The organism is Aeromonas bestiarum (genome assembly GCF_028751155.1).
Taxonomy (GTDB): Bacteria; Pseudomonadota; Gammaproteobacteria; order Enterobacterales; family Aeromonadaceae; genus Aeromonas; species Aeromonas bestiarum.
This window is the reverse complement of the sequence record NZ_CP064746.1, coordinates 2176926-2200436: the sequence shown is the minus strand read 5'-3', so window position 1 is coordinate 2200436 and position 23511 is coordinate 2176926. Positions and strand designations below refer to the sequence as shown.

At 59.8% G+C, this 23511-nt stretch carries 21 protein-coding genes; 6 read left to right on the top strand and 15 right to left on the bottom strand.

The features are described from left to right. The first annotated feature begins 198 nt into the window (after positions 1-198). Positions 199-1485 carry a lipase family alpha/beta hydrolase gene (locus IU367_RS10230; protein WP_274454218.1) on the top strand — a complete coding sequence of 429 codons (1287 nt, stop codon included), beginning with the start codon at positions 199-201 and terminating at the stop codon, positions 1483-1485. A gap of 88 nt (positions 1486-1573) precedes the next feature. Here IU367_RS10230 and IU367_RS10225 read toward each other — a convergent pair whose 3' ends face one another. Further along, positions 1574-2491: a PhzF family phenazine biosynthesis protein gene (locus tag IU367_RS10225; RefSeq protein WP_274454217.1), complete on the bottom strand. Its 918-nt coding sequence runs from the start codon at positions 2489-2491 to the stop codon at positions 1574-1576. Positions 2492-2715: 224 nt separating this feature from the next. Here IU367_RS10225 and IU367_RS10220 point away from each other — a divergent pair, with 224 nt between their 5' ends. Then, positions 2716-2919, top strand: a complete 204-nt coding sequence (locus tag IU367_RS10220) for a hypothetical protein (RefSeq protein WP_042867481.1) — start codon at positions 2716-2718, stop codon at positions 2917-2919. An 80-nt stretch (positions 2920-2999) separates the two neighbouring features. Here IU367_RS10220 and IU367_RS10215 read toward each other — a convergent pair whose 3' ends face one another. From IU367_RS10215 to cmoM, 12 genes are all read right to left on the bottom strand, one after another. After that, positions 3000-3827: a hypothetical protein gene (locus tag IU367_RS10215; protein ID WP_098983992.1), complete on the bottom strand. Its 828-nt coding sequence runs from the start codon at positions 3825-3827 to the stop codon at positions 3000-3002. Then, positions 3824-4333, bottom strand: coding sequence for a GNAT family N-acetyltransferase (locus IU367_RS10210; RefSeq protein WP_274454216.1), 510 nt, complete (start codon positions 4331-4333; stop codon positions 3824-3826). The genes IU367_RS10215 and IU367_RS10210 overlap by 4 nt, the downstream gene beginning before the upstream one ends. Positions 4334-4385: 52 nt before the next feature. Then, entirely contained in the window at positions 4386-4871 is a 486-nt protein-coding gene (locus IU367_RS10205) for a GNAT family N-acetyltransferase (RefSeq protein ID WP_098983990.1), read from the bottom strand. 67 nt (positions 4872-4938) lie between these two features. Continuing rightward, the gene (locus tag IU367_RS10200; RefSeq protein ID WP_098983989.1) at positions 4939-5550 is read right to left on the bottom strand and encodes a DJ-1/PfpI family protein; all 612 of its coding nucleotides are present in this window, start codon (positions 5548-5550) and stop codon (positions 4939-4941) included. A gap of 64 nt (positions 5551-5614) precedes the next feature. After that, positions 5615-6115 (bottom strand): peptide deformylase, encoded by a 501-nt coding sequence (gene def / locus IU367_RS10195; RefSeq protein ID WP_098983988.1) that lies wholly within the window; start codon positions 6113-6115, stop codon positions 5615-5617. A 26-nt stretch (positions 6116-6141) separates the two neighbouring features. Beyond that, entirely contained in the window at positions 6142-6597 is a 456-nt protein-coding gene (locus tag IU367_RS10190) for a GNAT family N-acetyltransferase (RefSeq protein ID WP_098983987.1), read from the bottom strand. Between the two features lie 318 nt (positions 6598-6915). Continuing rightward, positions 6916-7221: a putative quinol monooxygenase gene (locus IU367_RS10185; protein ID WP_416015284.1), complete on the bottom strand. Its 306-nt coding sequence runs from the start codon at positions 7219-7221 to the stop codon at positions 6916-6918. Between the two features lie 147 nt (positions 7222-7368). Beyond that, positions 7369-7755 (bottom strand): septal ring lytic transglycosylase RlpA family protein, encoded by a 387-nt coding sequence (locus IU367_RS10180; RefSeq protein WP_098985123.1) that lies wholly within the window; start codon positions 7753-7755, stop codon positions 7369-7371. A 220-nt stretch (positions 7756-7975) separates the two neighbouring features. Next, a complete protein-coding gene (mukB, locus tag IU367_RS10175) occupies positions 7976-12403 on the bottom strand; it encodes a chromosome partition protein MukB (protein ID WP_274454215.1) in 4428 nt (1475 codons plus the stop codon). Between the two features lie 45 nt (positions 12404-12448). Continuing rightward, positions 12449-13186 (bottom strand): chromosome partition protein MukE, encoded by a 738-nt coding sequence (mukE, locus tag IU367_RS10170; RefSeq protein WP_021140832.1) that lies wholly within the window; start codon positions 13184-13186, stop codon positions 12449-12451. Continuing rightward, on the bottom strand, positions 13167-14486 hold the full coding sequence (gene mukF, locus IU367_RS10165) for a chromosome partition protein MukF (RefSeq protein WP_098983984.1): 1320 nt from the start codon (positions 14484-14486) through the stop codon (positions 13167-13169). Before mukF ends, mukE begins: the two co-directional genes overlap by 20 nt. 278 nt (positions 14487-14764) lie before the next feature. After that, on the bottom strand, positions 14765-15541 hold the full coding sequence (gene cmoM / locus IU367_RS10160; RefSeq protein ID WP_098983983.1) for a tRNA uridine 5-oxyacetic acid(34) methyltransferase CmoM: 777 nt from the start codon (positions 15539-15541) through the stop codon (positions 14765-14767). Between the two features lie 128 nt (positions 15542-15669). Here cmoM and elyC point away from each other — a divergent pair, with 128 nt between their 5' ends. The 4 genes from elyC (at position 15670) to IU367_RS10140 (ending at position 21067) form a co-directional block, all read left to right on the top strand. Next, positions 15670-16440, top strand: a complete 771-nt coding sequence (gene elyC / locus IU367_RS10155) for an envelope biogenesis factor ElyC (protein WP_274454368.1) — start codon at positions 15670-15672, stop codon at positions 16438-16440. 135 nt (positions 16441-16575) lie between these two features. After that, a complete protein-coding gene (gene tpiA, locus IU367_RS10150; RefSeq protein ID WP_043141977.1) occupies positions 16576-17331 on the top strand; it encodes a triose-phosphate isomerase in 756 nt (251 codons plus the stop codon). A gap of 148 nt (positions 17332-17479) precedes the next feature. Further along, the gene (gene pfkA, locus IU367_RS10145; RefSeq protein WP_042652255.1) at positions 17480-18451 is read left to right on the top strand and encodes a 6-phosphofructokinase; all 972 of its coding nucleotides are present in this window, start codon (positions 17480-17482) and stop codon (positions 18449-18451) included. Positions 18452-19810: 1359 nt separating this feature from the next. Beyond that, positions 19811-21067: an amidohydrolase gene (locus IU367_RS10140; RefSeq protein WP_274454214.1), complete on the top strand. Its 1257-nt coding sequence runs from the start codon at positions 19811-19813 to the stop codon at positions 21065-21067. A gap of 80 nt (positions 21068-21147) precedes the next feature. Here IU367_RS10140 and yjjG read toward each other — a convergent pair whose 3' ends face one another. Together yjjG and IU367_RS10130 are read right to left on the bottom strand one after the other, a co-directional pair. Continuing rightward, complete coding sequence (yjjG, locus tag IU367_RS10135) at positions 21148-21828, bottom strand: pyrimidine 5'-nucleotidase (protein WP_241278673.1); 681 nt, start codon at positions 21826-21828, stop codon at positions 21148-21150. A gap of 8 nt (positions 21829-21836) precedes the next feature. Then, entirely contained in the window at positions 21837-23333 is a 1497-nt protein-coding gene (locus tag IU367_RS10130; RefSeq protein WP_274454213.1) for a M17 family metallopeptidase, read from the bottom strand. Positions 23334-23511: the final 178 nt, after the last annotated feature.

Below are 23511 nucleotides of genomic sequence, written 5' to 3'. Positions count from 1 at the left end.
CCGTGACCCACCTCGCGCCAGGGGAAACGCACTCCCGCGGCACCCCGTGCAGCAAGGGGCCCTGCCCCGCAGGATCTGCCAGCGGCTTCACTGGTAAACCCGAGGCAAACACGGCAAGCTGGATGGGTCTGTGCCAGTCAGCACGCACCCAGTGGGTGCAAGTCTGCTTGCTGACACCATCTCCCTGAGGGCGACCCCATGACCCAGTCGACAGAGCAGCAGCCGGTTTCCTCCTGGCATCTTTCCGATATCCGCGAGCTGGCCCGCTTGCTCACCCAGGCCCTGCCTGCTGCCGTGCAGATCACCGAAGCCGTCCATCAGGCGGTGTTGAGTGGCATGGGGATCAGGGGCAAGGCCCAGGGTCAGACCCGGGGGATCACGGGTCTGGTCTACCAGAGGGTGCACGGCGCCGCCCATACCCTGAGCGGTGGCATCCATGCTTTGCTCACCCGCTTGCCGCCAACGCCTCCCTTGCACCAGATCCCCGAGACGCCCAGGCGCGCCGCCCTGCTCGCCACCCTCAATGGTGTGATGGGGGACAAGCTGGTCGAGAGCCACAATGCCCTCGCTACCCCCATGACACTGCGCCATGGTGGCCAGCCGCTGGACTGGCACGCCATGCCGTCGAGTCTGCCCGCCGGGGGGCGGGTGCTGCTGATGGTGCATGGTCTGTGCATGAACGATCTGCAGTGGCAGACCCAAACCAGGGGGAAGGACAAAGAAAAAACGCTCAACCATGGAGAGATGCTGGCCGGCGAGCTGGGCTATGTGCCCGTCTATGTGCGCTACAACTCGGGCCTGCCCGTTGCGCAAAACGGACGGGAGCTGGCCCGTCAGCTGGAACGACTGGCAACCCACTGGCCAGGCGGCATCGACGAGGTCAGCGTGCTGGCCTACAGCATGGGGGGACTGGTGATCCGCAGCGCCTGTCATCATGCCAGCCAGAGTGAGATGGGCTGGCCCGGCGTCCTGAAAAACATGGTGTTTCTCGGCACGCCCCATCATGGCGCGCCCCTTGAACACGCAGGTCACTGGCTGGAGCAGCTGCTGCCTGCCACCGCCTATACCCAACCCTTCGTCAGGCTGGCACAACTGCGCAGCGCCGGCATCAAGGATCTGCGCCACGGCAAGGTGATTGACTCGCCGCCCCCGCAGGGCGAACCGCACGCCTTGCCCGATCCTCGCCCCCCCTTGCCCCTGCCCGCCGAAGTGGCCTGCTTCACCATAGCGGCCACCACGGCGGCCAAGCGCGGTCTGCTGGCTGATAGGCTGATCGGCGATGGACTTGTGCCCCTGCGCAGCGCCCTCGGCCAGCATGACGAGGCGCACCACCAGCTGGCATTCCCCCCTTCCCACTGCTGGATTGCCTATCGCACCAGCCATATGGCCCTGCTCGGCAGCCCGCAGGTAAGTCGTCAGCTGCTGCACTGGCTCACCGTTCACGAAGAGTGCAGCCCATCTGGGGAGCATGACCAGAGCGCATAGTGGGCGCAATATGCCGAGAAACACGCTTGAGTTCGCTCCTGCACAAAGGAAAAAACCGCCAGTTGGCGGTTTTTTCATTGCGTGTCGCTCACATCAGGCGGGCCCGGCCGAACACCCTGATTGAGCTGCCGGGTGCGGCCGGGATCTCGGCGTGCAGATGTGACGCCATCCCCATGTCCTCCCCCTGAAAGAGATCTATGATGCCGCCGTGGGGCCAATGGATATCGCGCAGGTAACCGGCAAAGGCGGCGGTGGCTGCGCCTGTGGCGGGATCCTCATAGACGCCGCCATAGGCGAAGGGGTTGCGGGTATGAAACAACTGATCCCGGGCGGCATGAGCCAGCAGTATGGTGACCAGCCCTTCCCTTTGCATCAGGGTTCGCCCCTGCGCCAGTTCGTAGTGCATGGCCGAGAGCGCAGCCCGACTGTTCAGGGCCAGCACCAGATGATCGGCGCCGCCATGGATAAGTGCCGGCGGAATGCGGGGATCCAGATCTGCTGACGTGTAACCAAACAGCGTCAGCGCGGCACTCACCAACTCGGCCGGGGCCGGCTTGCTGCGGGTCGGCGGCGATTGCAGCGCCGCCTGCCACTGCCCCTCCTCATCCTGCCAGCCCGATACCTTGATCTCGGTCTGATTGAGGTGCAATGCATACTCCCCTTCTCCAAAGCGCCGCGCCAGCGCCACACCCAGGGCTATGGTGGCATGGCCGCAGAAGGGCACCTCGGCCTCGGGGGAGAAGTAACGCACCCGCCACTCCCCAGACTCGGCGGTTTGCCGGGCGGTCGCAGCCCCCCAGGGTGAGCCTGGTGGCCCGAGTGGCGACAAGGGCGCGGCGAAGGCCGTTTCCGAAAATCCCACCTGAGCGGCGATGCGTTGCATCTCCTCTGCCGCGGGCAAGCGAGACCCTAGCCAGACACCGGCAGGATTCCCTCCTTGCTGCCCGTCAGAAAACGCGGCAATCCGCACCAACTCAGGCTCCAACGGGGAGGCTAGCTCCTTCATGACCACTCCTTGCTTGCGTGCTGAAAACCACTCTGGCGCCTGTTATGGGGGCCCCAAGCGAGGGACACTGGCAAATGCAGGCCATGCCCCCATATAAGATAAGCAGACCCAGCTTACCCGTTAAATTAAATGCCGCACAGGTGCCGCTTGGGCGCCGCGGATACGGACGATGGCAACTAGCCTTGTGATGCGTGTCTGTATACGGTCCTGCAGTGGAGAACCCTATGTATTCGTACACCCTCACCTTCAAGGAGGAGGTCGACAAGCTGACCGCCCCCGAACAGGAGATCAGCCTGCAGAGCCCCGCCCAGGCAGGCGACTTTATTATCCTCTCCGACGGCAGCCGCCATCAGGTGATGTTTGTCACCCACCGCGCCCACTACAGCAGCCTCTATCTCGACAAGGGGGTCAGGGTACCGCAGGGCTAGCGAAAGCCATCAGCCCCTTGCAGATAACAAAAGCGCGGCCCTTGGCCGCGCTTTGAACGTTTCGGGCAGATTAAGGGATATCAGAGCACTTTGATCACCGGCTGGTGCATGATGGCAACCTCGTTTTGATAGACGACCAGCTCACCGGTTGGTGCGCCCCGCTCACCCAGCACTGTCACGACACACTCGTAGCGGTAGGGGCCGCTCTTGAATTGATAGGTATGGTTGCCCCCCGTCCCCTCCACCCTGACGGTGCCATTGCTGAGCACCAAATCCGGCTTGTCGCTGAGCGTCTTTCCCTTCGCCCAGGAGGCATAGCGATAGTGGCCATCATCCATGTTGTCGATGCGAATGGTAAATTTCTCGGTCTGCCACATCAGTTCGGGGCGCTGGTACTCCCGCAGACCGGGATGCAGGCCGCTTTTCTGCCTGGCGATAAGCCTGGCTTTAAGCTCCGCGGCCTGCGCCGTCTGATGATTGATAGCTATCACCTTGCCATCAAAATCCAGCCACACCTCGCCACTGCCGAGCATGATGCCGCGCCAGCCCATGGTCTGCCAATCCTGCCCGATCCGGGAAGTGGCGATACTCTTGAGAATGGCGTCATCAAACACCTCATCGAAACGGGCCACCATCTCGGGCGAGTTCTTGATGATCGGGATGGGATACTCCTGCTTGAAGGGGTACTTCATCTGGTTAGCAAGCGCCTGATGATCCCGCGCCTTGGCGGCATCGATCACCTTCTGTACCAGAGGGCGATACTCGGCGCCGAGCTGCGGCTCCTCGGCATGGGCCGGCGCCATGGCCAACAGCCAGCCCAGCGACATCAGCACAAGCACCGCCCATCTGCGCGCACTCTTTGGCGACCGAGCGACGTTCAAGGGAACCCACCACTGCATCTTGCTCATGCCACCTCCTCAATCAGCTTGGCCATCATATATTCATCGACATATGCCCCATCGACTCTCATCGTATTGCGTTTGACGCCTTCTACCTCGAACCCGCAGACCCGATATAGCGCGCAAGCCCGGGCATTGTGGCACATGACGCCCAACTCCATACGGGTAAAGCCGTGCGCCCTGGCCCAGGCCTCCAGCGCAGACATCATTTTTTTGCCAAAGCCCTGTCCAGCTACTGAGTGTTGAATACCGATAACGCAATACAGTACATGTTTGTTGCGATTTGCCGGTTGACCGATGCCGACAATAAAACCTGCAATCTCGTCCTGCTCCGACAGTACCAGCATGACTTTATTATTTGCATCGACAAACGAGGCCAATATTTGAGCTTGCTCGACCTCTGTCGTGGTGCGCTCACCCGGCTCATAGAGCATAAAAGTTGTTTCATTGTCGAGTCTGTTCATCAGGGCCAGTACGCTATCTGCATCCGATACCCGGACTTGTCTCACTTCCATATATTTTCCCCCTCCATGGGACTTTTTTTCCCCGTTCAAATACGGCTACTGATTACGTCGGATCCGACAACCAATATTCATAAAAATCTGTTTCGGCATGCTTGGGGTTTGGCCCCAGGTATTGCCACCCGCAGCGCTGATAGAAACGCAGCGCGCGCTGGTTGAGACGGCTGACCGACAGCACAACCCGCCGGCAACCGGCCTGCCGCAGTGTGCGACCAATATACCGGAGCAGTAATTCGGCCAACCCTTGCCCCCGAGCCTGTGGCGTCAAATAGATCAGGTATATGTAGCCGGTATCCGGTTCGGATGAGAAAGTGCAAAACTCCAGCTGCCCCACTATCTCGCCCCCCTGCCAGACATGCAGATAATGCCACTCCTTGCTGGCCAGCCTCGTCGCCATCCGCTCCCGATAGCCCGCCAGAAACTCGTCAAATCCGTCGTCGCGATGGAAGCTGCAAACATAGGCATCCCGGCGGGCGGTCACACAAAACTCATAGTCACGCGCCAGATTTATTTTTTTGAATTCGAGGTGCATGTGCCATCCTGTTTCATTGGGCAGACAGGCTATGGGTCCAGACAGATATAAACAGTGAGCAATGGCATCAGTCGAATGACTCTTCAGCCTCTCTGATAGTGGAGGAGATCAGCTGTTCGAAGATATCCATTTGTCCGGCAGGAATAAGCTGAGATTGCATCAATCTACGTTTTTCCGGACCAAAACACCGTTCGGCCACCCAGCCAATCAAATAAACCAGTGAGAGGCAGCCGCCTGCCGTTGCAATATTTCCTTGCACGACCAGAGGAAAGTCCTGAACATCACCCCCCATCTCCAGCAACTGGGCTTTGGCTGCAGGGTTGGTTGTTAATTTCTTCCCCTTCAGCAAGCCCAGTTCATGCAATATGAATGAACCAGCACAAATTGATCCAATCAGCTGCCGCTGTGGGTCCAGCCGCAATGTGGACATGAACTCATGGTCTTGCAGCGCGGCAGGGATACCACGCTGCCCACTGGTGATCAGCACCACATCCTGATCACGTGCTTCCGCCACATCTCCATCCGTCTTTACGTTGATACCAAGTGCAGAAACATGCTCAGGCTTGGTTCCCAGTATTTTCACCGACCAGCTCTCTTTGCTTCTCCCAAGCAGGTCATACATCAAGAAAAAATCCACATCGGTGAAATCATCAAATAAAACAATACCAACCTTGTACATGGCTACCCCGTTCTCCTGTGCAGATAATCAAATGGATATGTAATGCGCCGCATGAAATATCACGTCATGTCGCCTTGAGGTGCTTTTTCACCTTCTTCAACGCCATCTTGCGCTTTAGCGGCGAGAGATAATCGATAAACACCCTGCCCTGCAGGTGATCGATCTCATGCTGCATCACGATGGCCAGGAAATCGCAGCTCTTTACCGTGATAGGCACGCCATGGCGATCCAGTGCCGACACCACTACCGAGCCATAACGCTCAACATCGGCATAATAATCCGGCACGGAGAGACACCCCTCTTGCCCAAGCGCCGGTTCAGTACCGCTTGTCACTTGCGGATTGATCAACACTAGCGGCTGATCCCGTTTTTCCGACAGGTCGATGATGACGATGGCCTCCTTGCGCCCCACTTGCGTGGCGGCCAGACCAATACCATTGTCGGTGGCATAGAGGGTCTCCAGCATGTCATCGATCAGGCCTTGCACGGCCGCAATATCCTCAACCTGCTCGGCATTGATGCTCAATCGGGGGTCGGGGACCGTTAAAATCTCTAGCATTGCCATTAGGGCTCTCCGCCAACCATTAGTACTTACGACTCTTCTCTCGTCACCGGCCGGGACAAGAAGACGAATGCTGGCTCTTCCGCCACCGCCTGGTAACCGAGGCGCCGATAAAATTCTATTGCCCTCTGATTGGCGGTAAAGCTCGACAGGGTCACCCGACTTTTCCCCTCACGCTCCGCCTCGCGATACAGCCGGTCCATGACGGCCGAGCCCAACTGCCGACCCTGATACTGCGGGAAGATGATCAGCAGATGAATGTGCAGCGCATCGTCGTATGGCTTGCAGCAGAGCAGACCGACTCGCTCGCCCCCCAGCAGGATCCACGAAAACCACTGCGGTTGGTATTCACTGCTCAACCGCTCGCGCTGAAAGTCGTCATCCCAGCCAAAGACCGCCTCAACATAGGGAAAAATCCCCTGTTTGACGGCAGCAAAGCGCTGTTCGAACTCACTGTCCGGCACATCCGCCAACGCGATCTCCATCTCGTCCCCCCGTTAAAGCCATATCGGCCCTCCTGGATAGCCAGTCGTGTCGTTAAGCAGACATGGCCTGCCACGGTTTTTATCTAGAGCACTAGGCTTAGCGCAAATTTGATTTTCATTTGGATATCTTACCGACCAGCGGGGAGATGAAAAGGCTATTGGGCAGAAATAGGGGGAACCAGTGTAATGCAACATCCCTAACGGGTGTCGTGAAGATGCAAGCTGGCGGATCATCGACACCAAGGAATAGCGGGAAAGCGTCTGGGCTGGGCACTTGGCATATGGGGGAAAATTGGGCCAGCAGCAGGCCCAATTCGCTTATGGATGGCTCACCTCCGCCATAAAAATCAGCCGCAGCGGCTCTGCCAACAATGTATCGGTCTGATTGGCAAAGGCCTGAAAATAGTCGGTCGCACAATGGGCATCCAGCGCAGCCTGACTGACAAAGGCTTCGCGCATATAGAAGGTGCCCGGTTCGTCGCGCAATTCAAACAGTACATAATCCAGATTGCCCGGCTCTCGCCGCGTCGGCGCAATGAGTTTGAGCAACTCACGGCGCAGCGGATCTCTCATGCCGGCGCGGGCTTTCAGTACGGCGATGGACACCCGTTTCTCTTCACTCATCTTTATCTGCTCCATTTTCAGGGGTATGCAAAGGGGCTCCGGTCTGGGAGCCACCTTTGAGCGAAGGAGCAGTGTAAAAGGGAGTACCCGGCGGGATATAGCCGGGCAGATTGGACACTCTGTTCGTGCCATTGAACGAGTCGGCGACTAGAGCACCTCTATCTTCACCTTGATAAGGCCGGATCTTGTGCTGCCGATGCTGCTAAAAGCCGATTTGGAGAGATCGATTATACGCCCGTTTTTAAAGGCGCCGCGGTCATTGACCCTGACCACCACGCTCTTGCCATTGGCGAGGTTGGTGACCCGCACCATGGCGCCAAAGGGCAATTCCATATGGGCGGCGCTATTGAGGTTGTTGCGATAGCGCTCGCCGCTGGCGGTCTTTTTGCCGTGATAGCGGTCGGCATAATAGGAGGCGAGCCCGGTGTCGGTATAACCGCGCCAACTGCCGCCGTGGCTGTCGTCATATCGGCTGCTGCAAGCTGCCAGCAGCAGACAAAGCGATAACAGCAGCCCTTTTTGTACGTCTTGCATCTTTCCCTTCATGTCAGCCATGGGCTTTGTCCTTGCTCCCCTTGCCGGGATAAGCGGTTCTGTCGTGCCGTAAAAATGACCACCCAGGGATGACCAATCGCGCGTTCCATGCCGCATCACGTCTTTCAAGCAACGAGACCGGAGTGCCCATTTTCCCATATTTTCCATATAAAACGGGAGGCCTCAGCCTCCCGTTTGTGTGTTCACCCGTCAACCTGTGTCAGGCGATCAGCTTGTCATCGGCAAAACCAAAGCCCCGCAGACCCACCACGTGCACGTGCTCGTGCTTGCCCTGCACCTTGCGGATGAGCTTGTAGGTGGTGCCCTTCTCCGGACTGATGTTCTCGGGTGCGGCGATCAAGAGCTGCATGTCCTGGCGCTCGCACAGCTCGAACAGGGTGGCGATGGATTTGCCATCCAGACGGGCCGCTTCGTCGAGGAACAGCAGGCGGCAGGGAGCGATATCCTTGCCGCGCAGACGGCGGGACTCCTCCTCCCAGCTGATCAGCACCATCAGCAGGATGGCCTGACCGGTACCGATCGCCTCGCCGGTGGAAAGCGCGCCGCTCTCGGCCCGCAGCCAGCCATCGGCGCCACGCTGCACCTCGATCTCCAGCTCCAGGTAGTTGCGATAGTCGAGCAAGACATCGCCCATCACCTGATAGCTGCGATCCCCCTGCTCGGTCTGCGGGTTGAGACGCTGGAACAGCTTGGCCATGGCCTCGGAGAAGCTGAGCTCCTTGTCGGCGAACAGATCGTTGTGCATGGCACTCTGATCCGCCAGCGCGGTCAACAAGCGAGTGTGAGCCTCGCGGATATTGACGTTGAGGCGCACCCCGCGCACCAGACCGAAGGCGATGTTCTGCAAGCCCTGGTTGAGCACCCGGATGCGGTTCTGCTCGCGACGTATGATGTTGGTGATCTTGGCCGCCACCTCGTGAGAGGAGAGCGACAGGTGGTTTTCCCGCTGCTTGAGCTCGTCGGCCAAGCGCGCCAGCTCGATCTCCATCTCCTCGATCGCCTCCACAGGATCATCGGATCGGATGATGTCGTTGCGGATACGGTCTTTGAGGTAACGGTAGACCTGCACGTAGAAGGCGACCTTCTGCTCGGTGCTGCGGTTGCCTTCCGACAGACGCAGCGCATCGCGCAGCGCTTCGTCGTGAGCCACGGCGACGCGCAGGGCGCCGAGCGCCTTGTCCGACATGGATCTCAGCTCGTCGCTGTCCAAGTACGCCAGCTCGCGCTTGTTCAGACGCTTCTCGACGTCTGTGTCCCGTGCCAGACGCACCACCCGCGACCAGCTCGCCTTGTGGCCCACCAGGGATTTACGGGCGCTGTAGTAATCCTTGCCTTCCAGCTTGAGGCGCCCGCCAAGGGATTCAATCTCGCGCTTGGTCACCTGCAACTGGGCCTCGGCGCTGGTGCGACGGGAACGGGTGCGGATGAGCAGCTCTTCGATCTCTTTCTTGTGGGCGCGAGATTTCTCTTCCATGTCGTCCGACAGGGTCAGCCCCATGGCGGCCAGCTCCTGCTCGAACTCGGTCAGGGTCTGGCGCTTGGCCGAGGCGCTGGAATCGAGCGCGGTGCGCAGTTGCAACGCCTCTGTGTGGCGCTGGGCAATCTGCTTGTGCTGCTCCCCTGCGGTGCGGGCGGCCAGCTCGGCCGCTTTGAGCTTCTCTTTGAGTCGCTCGCTCATCTCGGACGCCTTGCCAAGCAGGTCTTGTGCATCCTGATAGGCGAAGTGCGGCAGACGGGCCACCAGCTGATCGAGGGCATAACAGCGGCGCTTCTGCTCGGCCAGCAATTCGCTCGTCTCGTCGAACGCGGCCTGCAGGGCGGCGAGATCCTGCGGATCCTGGCGCAGCACCTGCACCAGGGTCTCGAGCTTCTCCAGCGCCTTGCCGTGCTGGGCGATAAAGGCTTCGGCTGTTTTAAGTGCCTCGACGTCGGCGTGGGCCGCCTCGAGACGGGCGGCCAAGTCGACCTCCGCAAACAGATGGCCAAAGGGCAGCATCCCCTGCACCAGCTGGATATATCGGGTCAGCTGGGCAGCAATGGCCTTGGATTCGCCAAGCTGCTTGTCGCACTCGGCTATGGCCCCCTGCAAGGTGCGCAGTTCGGCCTGCTTGGTCTGCACCTCGGCTTCGGGGTCGGGGCGGAAGGCGATGTCCAGATGCTGGCCGATAAAGTCGCGAAAATGTCCGTAGAGACGGTGGAACTTCTGCTGCTCGAAGGCGGCCTTGGCGTAGCCCTCGATCAGATTTTCCCGCTCGAGATCAAGCTGCTCGATCCGTTTTTCCCGGGCGGCGCGACCAAACAGCGGCAGCTCGGGGTAGCGGGAGAAGCGCACCTGACGCTTGCTGGTGCGCACCAGCACGGCGTCCCCCAGCTCGTCCGCTTCCACCAGATCCTCGTCAAAGGAGTCGGGGTTGCCCTGGATGAGGTAGATATCTTCCGGGCAATCTTCCAGTTTTTTCAGCCGCTCTATGGCCCCTTCCAGATCCAGCACCACCAGGGCACTGCGAGCCGGACCGTAGAGCGCGGAGTAGTAAGGAGCATCGTCGATGGAGATGTCGTCATAGACATCGGAGAGCAGCACGCCCCCCACCTGCTCGGCGATGCGGGCCAGACGCGGATCCGCCTCGCCAGCACCCAGCTGCAGGTTGCGAATTTGCAGCTCCAGCGCCTGCTTCTGCGCCGCGATGCGATTGCTCTCCTGCTCGAACTCGCGCTCCTTGTCGAGCACGGTCTGCATGCCAGCCGAAAGCGCCTCGGCGGTGGCGAGCGGCAGCCCGCTCTGCTCGCGCAGCTGCTCGAGCTTTTCAAAGGATTTGAGCCAGCGCGGGGCCAGCTTGGTGAGCTCGCCGATATCACGGCCCAGCTGTGCACCCTGATGCTCCAGGCTGGCACGGCGCTGGTTCAGATCGCTCTGCTGATCGGCCAGCTCTTCCTGACGGGTACGCTGGGCTTCGAGGAAGAGCTCGAGCTCGTCCTGGCTCGCGATCTGCTGGCCACTGGCTTGATGCAGCTCGTCACGCAACTTGAACAAGGCCTTCTGGCTCTCGCTCTCTTTTTCCAGGCGAGTCAGGGCTGAGCGCAGCCCCTGCCCCTGCGCAATGCGGGCCTTGTCTTCGATATGGCGCTTGAGCAGCGCCTGCGCCGTGGGCCAGGCGGCCTCGCGGGCGGTTTCGGGGGCAATAGTCAACAGCAGCGTCAGCGCGGCCTGATGTTCGGCTACCGCCGCCTTGGCCAGTGCCAGCTGCTGCTCGGCCCCCAGCATACGACTGGTGAGGCTCTGCTCGGCGCTGCGGAACTGGTGCAGGGTGTCGCTCGCCTGTTCGGCGGTCAGCCCCGGCAGCTCGCACTGCACGCGGGCGTTCTCCAGCGCCTGCACCGCCTGACGGTACTGGATGGCGCGGGTCTGCTGAATATCAAGCGCCTGCTGGTAGTCGGCCAGCTGGGTCTTGAGACTGTCTACTTCGGCCTGCGCCAGCTCCTTGCGCTCCTCCACCTCCAGCAGTTGGCCGTGGATCTCCTCGACGATCGCTTGCTGTTGCTCCAGCTTGTCGCACAGATCCGCCAGATCGGCGCGGTACATCTCGATCTTCTTTTGCAGTGCAACGGCAGCCAACACTTTTGCCAAGTGATCGGCGGCAGACTCAGCTTCAGCAGTCAGCAATTTCTCGCGGTTGGTGAGTTGCTCCACCTCGTCGGCCAGATAAATGGCGCGCTGGCGCTCTTCGGCCAAGATGCGGCGTTTCTCCGCCAGCTCCTGACGCGCCTTAAGGGCCAGCTCGGAGAGGCGGTTCTTCTCGGCGGCGTTGCGCACATAATCCGCCGCCACATAGTGGGTGGTCTCGGTGATCAGGTTCTTGAACAGATCCCGCTGACCTTGCGTCTCCTTGATCGCTTCCAGGGTGCGGCGGTTCTCATAGATGGCCGCCTCCATGTCCTGGAATGCCTTGCGCACGCCCGAGTTCTCCGGCAGCAGATATTCACGCAGGGAGCGGCTGATCGAAGAAGAGATGCCGCCGTAGAGGGAGGCTTCGATCAGGCGATAGAACTTGCCGCGATCTTTTTGATCACGCAGCTTTTTCGGGGTGATGCCGAACTCGAACATGAAGTTGTGATAGTCGGTCACCGTATTGAACTTGGCGACCTTCAGCGCCCCCAGCTCGGCGGCGGCCCCTTTCAGATCGGCAAAGGCACGAATGCGGCCCTTGCCGCCCTCGAGTTTCTCCAGCAGCAGATCCGTGGGTGACAGGTTTTCTGGCACATCCACCAGCGCAAACGGGGTGATGTTGACCTTGTTGTCACGGTTCTGGATCTGCTCCAGGTGCACGCCGACCCAGATCCGCTGCTCGCGGCTGTTCATCACCTCCAGCACTGAGTAACAGGAACCCCGTTGCAGCTTGCCGTAGAGCCCCTTGTCGCGGGACGCACTGGAGGAACCCGCTTCCGTGGTGTTGCGAAAATGCAGCAGAGACTGGTCAGGAATAAGCGCCGCGATGAAGGCCGCCATTGTGGTGGACTTGCCCGCCCCGTTGCCGCCGGAGAGCGTCGTCACCAGCTGGTCGAGATCGAAGGTGCGGGCGAAGAAGCCGTTCCAGTTGACCATGGTCAGGGATTTGAATTTGCCTCTCACGCCGCACTCTCCATCAAAGTAAAGGGCTCCATCAGGGCCTGGGATTTAACGCTGCAGGTCATCTTCAACCTCCAGTTCAAGCTGTTCTTCATCGAGATCCGCTTCAATGTCTTCAAACAGCGAGTCGCTGCTCGGCATCTCGTCGTCGTGGAAGATGGCCTCGCCCTCCTGGATCATCCGCAGTTGCACGGCGCGCGGATCTTCATCGGAGCGCACATCGGCGGCAAAGCGGAACACGGATTCGTTGACCCGGAATTTGTCGCTGTTGCCAAGGGCGGTGATCATGCCGAGACGCCGCAGCCGGCGCATGGAGGTACGGATCTTCTCCAAGAGCTTCTTCTTGTCCAGATCGGTGCCGCCGGAGCGGCTGTTGACCATGCGCAGCAGCTGCTTCTCGTCGGCCAGGCTCAGCACCTCTTCTTGCAGCTCTCCCATGGCGAACACCCCTTCCGAGGCGAGCCTGTCCGGGCTCAAGTACAGGTAACAGAGCACCTTGCCCACCAGCATGTCGAGCTCGGAGAGCACGGTCGTGCCGATGTCGGCGCTGGGGCGCGGACGCAGGTAAAAGAAGCCCTCCGGCGCCTTGATGAGTTCCACCTGATAGCGGCCGTAGAAGATCTCCAGCTCGTTGTGGTACTCCACCAGCGCCGAATGCTGTTCGAAATCGTCGGCACTGATGTGGCGGCCCGAGCGCAAGGCGGTGTCGATGCGCGGAAACAAGGGGTTGGCAATGGCCTCTGCGAGCCGCAGCGGCAAGGGAAACTCAGTATTGATCAATGACATAGGCCTGAACCTTGGATCCAGCTTGGTTAATGGGTTTCCATGCGGGTTGGTGGTGCAGCTCGCGCTCACCGCTGGCATGGCCCAGGCGCACGGCCTGGTCGATCAGGAGACGCGCCACATCGAAATGGGCGTGAGCCGGGTAATCCAGCAGGTATTCCCGCAGCACATCGGCCACATCCAGCTGATGGCCCTGCTCGGGGTAGCGGGCCAGGTAGCGCTCGATGCGCTCAGCCAGCTCCTGGTTGATGTCCACCATCTCCATGTACTCCATCTCGAGGGGCACCTCGCCGGTGACCTCTTCATCGTGGATGGCGATGGTTTCATCCCGCAGCTCCAGCAGACGGGGCTCCTCAGCCACCCTCAGCAAGAAGTTGTGCTGCTCGAAATTGCGGATGGAGTCGCGCAGCCGCTGGCTGAAGGCGCGGTTCTTGTCCATGTCGATGGCGTTGCGGATAAATTTGTGGACGTGCCGATCGTAACGAGACCAGAGCTCGATGCACTGCTGGCCCCAGCTGGTGATGACGTCAAGCCGCCCCTGCAGGGCGTGGGTCAGCTCCTCGACATGGAACAGATCGTCGCGCCCCTGGGCCACTTCCTGAATGTTGAGCAGCCCCGCCTGCAGGCGGTGGCCGGCGGCGTCCAGGGTATCTTGCAGCTCGCGCAGGGTCTGGCCTGTCTCGTGCAGCAGTTTTTCGCAGCTGTGGATGGCATCGACCCAGTTCTGGGTCAGCAGGGCCGCTATCTCGCTCTTGACCTGATTCTGCTGCTCGTCCATGGCGCGCTGGGTCAGATCGATGCGCCCCAGCGTCTCTTCCAGCGAGAAGGTGAGCCGTGGCAGCACCTCTGCATCCCACTGCTCGCGAGTGTTGGTCTCAAGCGCCGCCTTGCGGGCGGTGTCGAGCTCGGCCGCCAGGTGTTCAAGCAGGATGGAGAGCTTGATGGAGTCGACCTGGCGCTGATCCATGAAGAAGTCGACGATCCCCATCCCCAGCCGCGACAGGCGATAGAGGCTCTCCCCCGCCACCATATCGGTGGTGAAGCGCGACAGCAGCTGCTGTCGAATGAGATCGTTGATGGCGTTGTTGGCGCGACCTGTGAGGGTCTCGTCCATCTGGCCAAAGGCGTTGCTGACATAGCCGAAGGCATCGTGCAGCGCCGCTTCCGACAGGTCCGACTCATCTTCGGACAGGGTCTTGATTGCAATCAGAAAGGCCAGCCGGTCGGTCGGCAGGCTCAGCGCCAACCCCTCCTGCCTGACCCATCCCACCATCTCGGGCAGGGTACGGGATGTACTCATCATGACGTCATCATCTCGTTGTTATCCATTTGGATGGCCTCATCATGAAAATCTGACCATCTCGTTGTTATGCATTTGGATGGCCTCATCATGAAAATCTGACCACCTCGTTGTTATGCATTTGGATGGCCTCATCATGAAAATCTGACCATCTCGTTGTTATGCATTTGGATGGCCTCATCATGAAAATCTGACCATCTCGTTGTTATCCATTTGGATGGCCTCATCACGAAAATCTGACCATCTCGTTGTTATTACAAGGCTGCTAGACAGACTGCTGGTCAGCTTGACGGTTTCTGCGCCATCACATGGATATAGCGACCCAGGGAGATAAAGGGTTCCTGGCGGCAATATTGCTGCTCCATGGCCAGCAGATCATCGAACTTCTCGACCTGATCCTGCTTGTGGCGCATGTAGTCGTGGATGACGCGCACCCCCGTCTTGCCGATGATCTTGAGCCCCCCTCGCCCAATCCAGTCGTATACCTGCTCCGGCAACTGCGGATTGGTGGGGGTCAAGGCGGTCTGGCGCTTCTTGCGCAGGCCGAGGCGCACATAGTCAAAATTGCCTACCACCAGGCTCTGAAACAGCAGGCCATGACGGTTGTAAAAAAGCAGCGACAGTATGCCCCCTGCCTTGACGAAAGGGAACAGACCGAGCAAGGTCTGGCGCGGCTCGGCGAGCCATTCCAGCACGGCGTGGCAGAGCACCAAATCAAAGGTGCCGGTCACCTGGCTCTTGAGATCCTGAATGGGGCACTGGATGAGACGAATTCTGTCTTCCAGCCCCTTTTCGGCGATCTGGACCCGTGCAAGTTCAAGCATTTCGGCGGAAAGATCGCACAGTTCCACCTGATGACCCATGGCCGCCAGCTTCTGGGCAAAGTAGCCAAATCCGCCCCCCGCATCCAGGATGCGCAGGGGTCGGTTGCCAAGGCGCGCCAGGCAGGCTTCTATGTCGCTCCACACCACTGTGGTGCGAATGCGCCCCTTGGTGGAGTCATAAATGTTGCGGGCGAACTTGTCGGCGCGCCCGTCAAAACTCTGATCTTGCTTCAAGACACACTCAACTTTTGGCCGCAGGGTTGGGCCTGACGAAAAAAGAGGGGTATTCTGTCACATCCCGAATTTGCTGAAAACTCAAGGACTACATCCCAGTGTTTGAGCTCAACCTGTTTGCCGCCAACTTGTTTGTTATCAAGAAGTGGCTAGGCCAATTGCTGATGCCGCTGCCCTTCTCCCTCTCCCTGCTGCTGCTGGCGCTCTTGCTGCTCTGGTTCACCCGTTTTCAAAAAGCCGGCAAGCTGCTGGCGACCCTCTCCTTGCTGGTCGTCGCCCTGATGGGTATGCGACCGATAAGCTACGAGCTGGCCCGCCCGCTGGAGCAGACCTTTCCGCCCTTTGAGATAAACCAGCACCCGGATATAGCGGCTATCGTGGTGCTGGGCAACGGCCACGTGAGCGATCCGGCCGTGCCCGAGCGCGCCTGGCAGAACAACATATCGCTCGCTAGAACGCTGGAGGGGGTGCGCCTCGCCCAGGCTTACCCGCAAGCAGAGCTCATCTTCTCCGGTTATGTGTCCGGGGATCCCCTCTCCAACGCCGAGGTCAATGCCCGCATGGCGACGAGTCTGGGCATACCCCGCTCACGGATGACGTTGTTTGAAAACAACAAAGACACCCATGACGAGGCCGTCAGCATCAGCCGTTATCTCAAGGGCAAGCGAGTGGCGCTGGTCAGTTCGGCCACCCACCTGCCGCGAGCCATGGCGCTCTATCAGGGACAGGGACTCGATGCGGTGCCGGCCCCCACCGACTACACAGCCAAGCAGAGCCTGGTGGCGCAACCCCTCTACAGCTACCTACCGAAGGGGCGTTATCTGATGTATTCCGAGGCTGCCATTCACGAATGGATTGGGGTATGGTGGGCCCGTTTGCGAGGGCAGGTTAACGATTGAGCAATCGAGCCTTGCATTCCTGATTTGGATCAGGAAAGCGAAAAAAAATTACGTCATTTGCCGCCGGGTCAGCTATCTTGGGCTCGGTTCAATTCATATAATGTCGCGCAATCAAATGCCTAGGAGAGTTACAAGATGAGACAGCACCTGGTAATGGGTAACTGGAAACTGAACGGCACCAAAGCTTCTGTCGAAGCTCTGATCAAAGGACTGACTCCGGCTGCTGCCGCTCATCCTTCTGTGCAAGTCGCCGTCTGCCCGCCGGTTATCTTTTTGGGTCTGGTTGAGCAGCTGACCGCTGGCAGCAAGATCGCCTACGGCGCCCAGAATGCCGACCTTCACGAATCCGGCGCCTTCACCGGTGAAAACGCCCCCTCCATGCTCAAAGCCTTCGGTTGCACCTACTCCCTGGTCGGTCACAGCGAGCGTCGTACCCTGCACGCAGAGAGCGACGATGTGGTTGCCGCCAAGTACGAAGTCATCCAGAAAGCTGGCCTGGTGCCGGTACTGTGCATCGGTGAGACGCTGGAACAGTTCGAAGCCGGCGTGACCAAGAACGTGGTTGAGACCCAGCTGAAAGCCGTCATCGACCGTTGTGGCATCGCCTCCTTCAGCAACGCCGTGGTTGCCTACGAGCCGGTATGGGCCATCGGCACCGGCAAGACTGCCACGCCGGAAATCGCCCAGTCCGTCCACGCTCACATCCGTCAGTACCTGGCCGGGTTTGACGGCGCCGTGGCTGCCAAGGTACAGATCCTGTACGGCGGCTCCGTCACTGGCGCAACCGCAGCCGATCTGTTCGGTCAGCCGGACATCGACGGTGGCCTGGTGGGTGGTGCGTCCCTGAAAGTGGACGACTTCTCCCAGATCATCGCTGGCGCAGCCAAGTAAGCTGTTGCCCAGGAGGGGGCGCTTGCCCCCTCCTGCATATCGCTTTTCCTATGGCGGCCCCCGCATCCCATACGAAAGCCGATATAGTCAATGTGGCTTATCTCATTTTCAAAACTTCGTATTAGACAACTCAGATCCAGAGGCACTCATGACCAAACAAATCAAACGTATTGGTGTTTTGACCAGTGGTGGTGACGCACCGGGTATGAACGCAGCCATCCGCGCCGTGGTGCGCGCCGGTCTGCATCATGGCCTGGAAGTTTACGGCATCTATGATGGCTACCTCGGTCTGCATCAGGACAGGATCGTCAAGCTGGAGCGTCACAGCGTCTCCGACGTGGTCAACCGCGGCGGCACCTTCCTGGGTTCCGCCCGTTTCCCCGCTTTCAAAGACCCGAAAGTGCGCGCCGAAGCGATCGAAAATCTGAAAAAACACGGTATCGACGCCCTGGTGGTGATCGGTGGTGATGGCTCCTACATGGGTGCCAAGAAGCTGACCGAGGAGGGTTTCCCCTGCATCGGCCTGCCGGGCACCATAGACAACGACATCGCCGGCACCGACTTCACCATCGGCTTTGATACCGCCCTGAACGTGGTGGTTGACGCCATTGACCGCCTGCGCGACACCTGCAGCTCCCACCACCGCATCTCCGTGGTCGAGATCATGGGTCGCCACTGCGGCGATCTGGCCATGTCTGCCGCCGTTGCCGGTGGCGCCGAGTACGTGATAGTGCCGGAAGTGACCTTCGACAAGGACAAGCTGCTGCAACAGATCAAGGAAGGCGAAGCCAAAGGCAAGAAGCACGCCATCATCACCATCTGTGAGCACGTCACCGACGTGAATGCCCTGGCCAAGGACATCGAAGCCATGACAGGCCGCGAGACCCGCGCCACCATTCTGGGCCACATCCAGCGTGGCGGCTCGCCGACTGCGCGCGATCGCATCATGTCCAGCCGCATGGGTGCCTTCGCCGTTGAACAGCTGCTGGCCGGTCAGGGTGGCCGCTGCGTCGGGATCCAGGGCAACGAGATGGTGCACCACGACATCATCGACTGCATCGAGAACCTCAAGCGCCCGTTCGATCAGGAGCTGTACGATCTCTCCACCACCCTGTTCTAAGCGCCTGTCGCTTGCTCAGCCTGTTGTGACAAAAAACCCTCCGCTGGAGGGTTTTTTTATGCACGTCGTGTGCCCGGCAACGGGTGGAACCGGCAACCGTACAAGGGCCCTCTCTCTTGCTGCGCCATCTGCTGCACTGTTGTCCAAATCTTGCCCCATGCCCGCCATACCGGCGAGCGGAGCGCCTCCCTGGCCCCTGGATAGTCAACGACAGCCCTCTCGCCATCGACGAATGGGCGCTACTTCCTTGCCAAGGTTTGGCGGCTCACGACATCCCGGGTATGCCGGCTGGCGGGATGGCCTTTTCTGCATCGGACGCAGGATCAGCCCCAAGCTCTCCTCCCATCACCACAGGCCGCCGGTGGCGTCGGCCACACTCATCGCTAGCACAGAGCCTTGTATCGTCATCCCGGGGGTGTTGAGAGCCTCTCCTCAATGCCGTCGCACCGGGACACACAGACGCATGGCATAAGAAAAAGGTGAGCCCAGCGCAGGAGCCGTCATTCGTGCCCCCTCAATGGCAAGCCCCTCATCATGTTCACCATTTTTGCGTACTGACTGAGAAGCGGGTGCCGCGCCCGCTTCCTGAAAGAGGCGCCCTGTCAGGCTTCAAGGCACAATATGCGACAAAAAATGGATGCACTCTTCAAATTCAGCCAAGGGACAAGCCAACCGGCTTTCGACGACATTTTCAGACGCCACAGAGGGGCTTGAAAGCGGATCAAATTTCAAGAAAACCAGAAAAGCCCCATACAAAACCCACTGAAAAATTGACACGAACAAAACATAACATAATGAATTTTATAAATTTATACCACATACACAGAGTGCGCATCGGCATCACAAAGAAGGCCAGATGATAAAACAGACGCTAAAATGTAAAAACAAGGCTTTAGATGCTTCAAGCCCATAATTTGCCACATAAATACATTTTACTATTGTTTTACCGCACAATTGTGGTATCTTGGTCCCATCAACAGTCAGCCAAGGGAGACAAAATATGAAAGAGTTTGTTGTTACTGCCGTTTTTACCGTGTTTTTCACTCTGGTTGCCGTCTCTCTGCCGTCGCTGTCACAGCTTTGAGCCGGTTAGTCATCCAGAATTGTGTATTGCTGAATGACAGCCATAGCCCAGGCGCTGACTAATTCACCACTCTCTGTCTTTTTTGGCTATTTCACCCAGCGTGATACCGAAAGCCTTATTTAGAACTGGTTGATGCACACTATATAAGCTGCATGTCACTGCCACCGTCCACAAGGGGAGCCTCATCGCTCCCCTTGTTGCATTTGCGCTCCGGGATTTACTCTTGCTCCCCTGCCCGTCACAATATCCGCTGGACTCGCCATGCAGGAATTACCATGACCCAAGATGCTCTACGCCAATGGCGTCGTGATCTTCATCATCTGCCCGAAGCGGCCTGGTGTGAATTTCGCACCAGCTCCCTCATCGCTCACCACCTCTCAAAACTCGGATTTGAAGTCATGCTGGGGGACAAGCTGCTGGCCAGCAACCTCATCATGGGACGGGAGGTAGACGTACAAGCCCAGAAGGAGCGCGCCCTGCGCCAGGGTGCACATCCCGACTGGCTGGCCCGCATCGAAGAGATAACGGGTGTGATGGGCGTGTGGGACAGCGGTCGTCCCGGCCCAACCCTGGCCTTTCGCTTCGATATCGATGCGGTAGAAGTTAATGAGAGCCAGGATGAGCTGCATCCCCCCAGTCAGGAAGGGTGGCAGTCTCGCAATGCCGGCTGGATGCACGCCTGTGCCCACGACGGACATACCGCCATCGGGCTGGTGCTGGCCGAGCGGATCGCAGCCCTCGCCGATCGGTTGAACGGCCGTATCAAGTTGTTCTTCCAGCCCGCCGAAGAGGGCTGCCGTGGCGGCAAGGCGCTGGCGGCGGGCGGCCAGCTCGACGATGTGGATGCCCTGCTGGCGCTGCACATCGGCATTCATGCCAACAGTGGCGAGCTGGTGGTCAATCCCACCGAGTTTCTCTGCTCCACCAAGTTCGACGTGGAGTTTCTGGGGCGCGCCGCCCACGCGGGGCTTGAGCCCAACGCGGGCAGCAATGCGCTGGCGGCAGCCTGCACGGCGACCACCGCCATGCTCGGCATTGCCCGCCACCGCGATGGCATGACCCGCATCAACGTGGGCCAGCTCAGCGGTGGCAGCGGTCGCAACGTGATCCCGGGCCATGCCCGCCTGCAAGGGGAAACCCGTGGTGCCACCCCGGCGCTTAACGACTACATGTTCGGCCAGGTGCAGCAGATAGTGGAAGGGGCCGCCATGATGCAGGGCGCCACCTACCTCATTCGCAAGCAGGGGGAAGCCATCGGCATCGAGAACAGCCCGGCCCTGCTCGAGGAGATAGTGCCGCTTGCAAAGGCGCTCAAGCTTGAGACCATCCACACTCGCCGCTTTGGTGCCAGCGAGGATGCGGGCTTTCTCATCGAGCGGGTGCAGCGAAACGGCGGTCAGGCCGCCTATCTGATCCTGGGGGCCAATCTGGCGGCGCCTCATCACCATCCGGAATTCGACTTCGACGAGACCGTGCTGGAACACGGGGTCGCCCTGCTCGAATCCTGGCTGCTCAGTCGCTTGGGTACCTGATAGATGACAAGATGACAAGATGACAAAAGGCAGCCCAAGGGCTGCCTTTTTTGTTGCTGGCGAGCGGCTCGCCGCTTGGCTTACTGCCCCAGCACTATGGTGGAGAGGTGGGCAAAGTGGTGGATCTCGTGGGTCGCCTCGCACTCGGTGTCGTGACGGTCCGGGTTGTACCAGCAGGTAGCCAGCCCCTGCGCCGCGGCACCGGCGATGTCGGTCTTGGGGTTGTCCCCCACCATCAACACCCGCGCCGGGCTCGGCTGCCCCATCAAGGCCAGGGTATGCTGGAAAATGGCGGCGGCCGGCTTGGTCACCTGTACCTCGTCCGAGATGACCAGCGGCTCGAACCAGTCGCTCCAGCCCAGCTTGCTGAGGCGACCCCGTTGCGGCAGGCTGAAGCCATTGGTGATGATCCCCATCCGCACCCGGCCTTTGAGGGCCTGCAGTGTCTCCAGCACCCCCTCCAGCGGCACGCTCAGGGCGATGATCTGCTGCAAGAAGGTGTCGTTCATCGCCATGGGTGCCACGTCCACCTGCTCGGCAAACAGGGAAAAACGGGTCTGCTGCAGGTGGGCCGCATCTATCTCGCCCGAGTTGTACTGCTGCCACAGACTGTGGTTCAGAGCATGATACTCCGCCATCTTGGGGGGAGTCGGCGTCACGCCGTAGAGCTGCAGAGTCTGCTCCAGGGCCTGGGCGACCGGGAAATCGAGCAGAGTTTCGTCCAGATCGAACAACACCCAGTCATAACTTGGTACTTTCACGGGATCCCTTACTGTTCTTGTTCATCGAGTTCATGGCGGCGGCCCAGCGGGCTGGCGAGCAAGTCCAGCGTCAGCCTGACCCCGAATCCGGTCACTTCACTGCTGACCACGCCATTGCCCCCCTTGCTGCGAAAACCGCTCAAATCGAGGTGCAGCCAGGGGGTCTGGGCAGGCACGAAGCGGTTGAGAAAACGGGCGGCATCTATGTGATCCGGCGATGCGCCCGGCGCACACTGTAACAGATCGGCCCACTCGCTATCGAGGTTGTCGTCATAGTCCTCATCCAGCGGGAAGGGCCAGACTCGCTCACCGCTGCGCTGGCCCAGGCTTATCAGCTCGCCGAACCACTGGGGCCGGTTGGTAAAGGCGCCGCTGTAACGGCTGCCCAGTGCCCGCTTGCAGGCCCCCGTCAGGGTAGCGTAATCGATCAGCAGATCCGGATTATCCTGCACCGCCATGCAGAGGGTATCCGCCAGCACCATGCGCCCCTCGGCATCGGTATCCACCACCTCTATGGTGGTGCCGTTGAGCGCCGTTACCACCTCCCCCGGCCGGTAAGCGAGCGGGCCTATGTGGTTCTCGGCGATGGCGAGCCAGCAGTGCACCTCGTAGGGCAGGCGGGCCCGGCTGATCGCATAGAGGGCGCCCAGTGCCACTGCGCTGCCACCCATGTCCAGATGCATGCCATACATGCTGCCGGCGACCTTGAGGTTGTAACCGCCCGAGTCGTGACAGATCCCCTTGCCCACCAGGGCGACCCGGCGCACCGGATTGGGCGGGCAGTAACTGAGCTTGACCATGGCGGCCTGGTTGTCTTCCGAGCCTCTCGCCACCGCGATGAAGGCGCCGGCTCCCCGTTCGGCCAGTTGGGCCTGATCGTACTCGTGCCACTGCCAGCCTTCAACCTGGGCCAGCTGACGTGCCCACTCCCGATAGCTGCGGGCGGTGAGATCGGAGGCCGGCGATACCGCCAGATGCCGCGCCATGCCATTGCCTTCGGCCTCGGCGTAGATCCGCGCCAGATCCAGCACGCAGCGCGGCGATACCACAATCTGCTGATAGCGCCACTCATCCTCGGCGCTATGCTTGTGGCTCGGCAGCGGCACATTGGCCGCCAACAGGCAGGCCAGCGTCAGCTCGGCCAGCTGCGCCCTGTCCCCCTCGTCAAACCCTTCCAGGTGCAGCCCCATCCGCTCGATCTTGAGTCCGGCCAACGGGGCTATCCAGGATCTGGCCTGCTTGTAGAGGGCGTGATCCCGGGCGGGACGGGCTCCGATGAAGATCACCAGTTGCAGGCTGTTGTGCTGCACCAGGCTGTAGGGCGCCTTCTGCCCCAGCGCTATCTGGGTTGCCACGGCGGCAAACTCAGGTCTGGCCAGAATAGAGTCGCGCAGATCTTCGGCGACAAGCAGCAGGTTGGCCGAAAGCCCGTTGCCCATGGCCTGGCTCAGGGTGGCATCATGAATGTCGATCTGGGGGGGGAGATAAGTGAACTGTTGCATCATTGGGCAGAGGCCTCGTCCATGAAGAGATATCACTGATGATACCCAACAAAGCGCGGTGGCGGCCAGATTTGCACTTGAAAATCAATATCAAGCGTGATTATGCGTACATATGATGAGCAACCGGAAACGGCGCGAAACATAACGAGGGGAAAACAAGAGGAAAAACGAAATGGAGAAA

Coding starts and splice junctions, on each gene's coding strand:
- IU367_RS10185 (WP_416015284.1), bottom strand. CDS start 7,221: ATGAGTGAAGAGAAACGGGTGTCCATCGCCGTACTGAAAGCCCGCGCC.
- IU367_RS10225 (WP_274454217.1), bottom strand. CDS start 2,491: ATGAAGGAGCTAGCCTCCCCGTTGGAGCCTGAGTTGGTGCGGATTGCC.
- mukF (WP_098983984.1), bottom strand. CDS start 14,486: ATGATGAGTACATCCCGTACCCTGCCCGAGATGGTGGGATGGGTCAGG.
- IU367_RS10220 (WP_042867481.1), top strand. CDS start 2,716: ATGTATTCGTACACCCTCACCTTCAAGGAGGAGGTCGACAAGCTGACC.
- IU367_RS10190 (WP_098983987.1), bottom strand. CDS start 6,597: ATGGAGATCGCGTTGGCGGATGTGCCGGACAGTGAGTTCGAACAGCGC.
- IU367_RS10130 (WP_274454213.1), bottom strand. CDS start 23,333: ATGATGCAACAGTTCACTTATCTCCCCCCCCAGATCGACATTCATGAT.
- tpiA (WP_043141977.1), top strand. CDS start 16,576: ATGAGACAGCACCTGGTAATGGGTAACTGGAAACTGAACGGCACCAAA.
- IU367_RS10200 (WP_098983989.1), bottom strand. CDS start 5,550: ATGTACAAGGTTGGTATTGTTTTATTTGATGATTTCACCGATGTGGAT.
- IU367_RS10140 (WP_274454214.1), top strand. CDS start 19,811: ATGACCCAAGATGCTCTACGCCAATGGCGTCGTGATCTTCATCATCTG.
- IU367_RS10215 (WP_098983992.1), bottom strand. CDS start 3,827: ATGAGCAAGATGCAGTGGTGGGTTCCCTTGAACGTCGCTCGGTCGCCA.
- IU367_RS10210 (WP_274454216.1), bottom strand. CDS start 4,333: ATGGAAGTGAGACAAGTCCGGGTATCGGATGCAGATAGCGTACTGGCC.
- mukE (WP_021140832.1), bottom strand. CDS start 13,186: ATGTCATTGATCAATACTGAGTTTCCCTTGCCGCTGCGGCTCGCAGAG.
- def (WP_098983988.1), bottom strand. CDS start 6,115: ATGGCAATGCTAGAGATTTTAACGGTCCCCGACCCCCGATTGAGCATC.
- IU367_RS10180 (WP_098985123.1), bottom strand. CDS start 7,755: ATGCAAGACGTACAAAAAGGGCTGCTGTTATCGCTTTGTCTGCTGCTG.
- IU367_RS10230 (WP_274454218.1), top strand. CDS start 199: ATGACCCAGTCGACAGAGCAGCAGCCGGTTTCCTCCTGGCATCTTTCC.
- IU367_RS10205 (WP_098983990.1), bottom strand. CDS start 4,871: ATGCACCTCGAATTCAAAAAAATAAATCTGGCGCGTGACTATGAGTTT.
- pfkA (WP_042652255.1), top strand. CDS start 17,480: ATGACCAAACAAATCAAACGTATTGGTGTTTTGACCAGTGGTGGTGAC.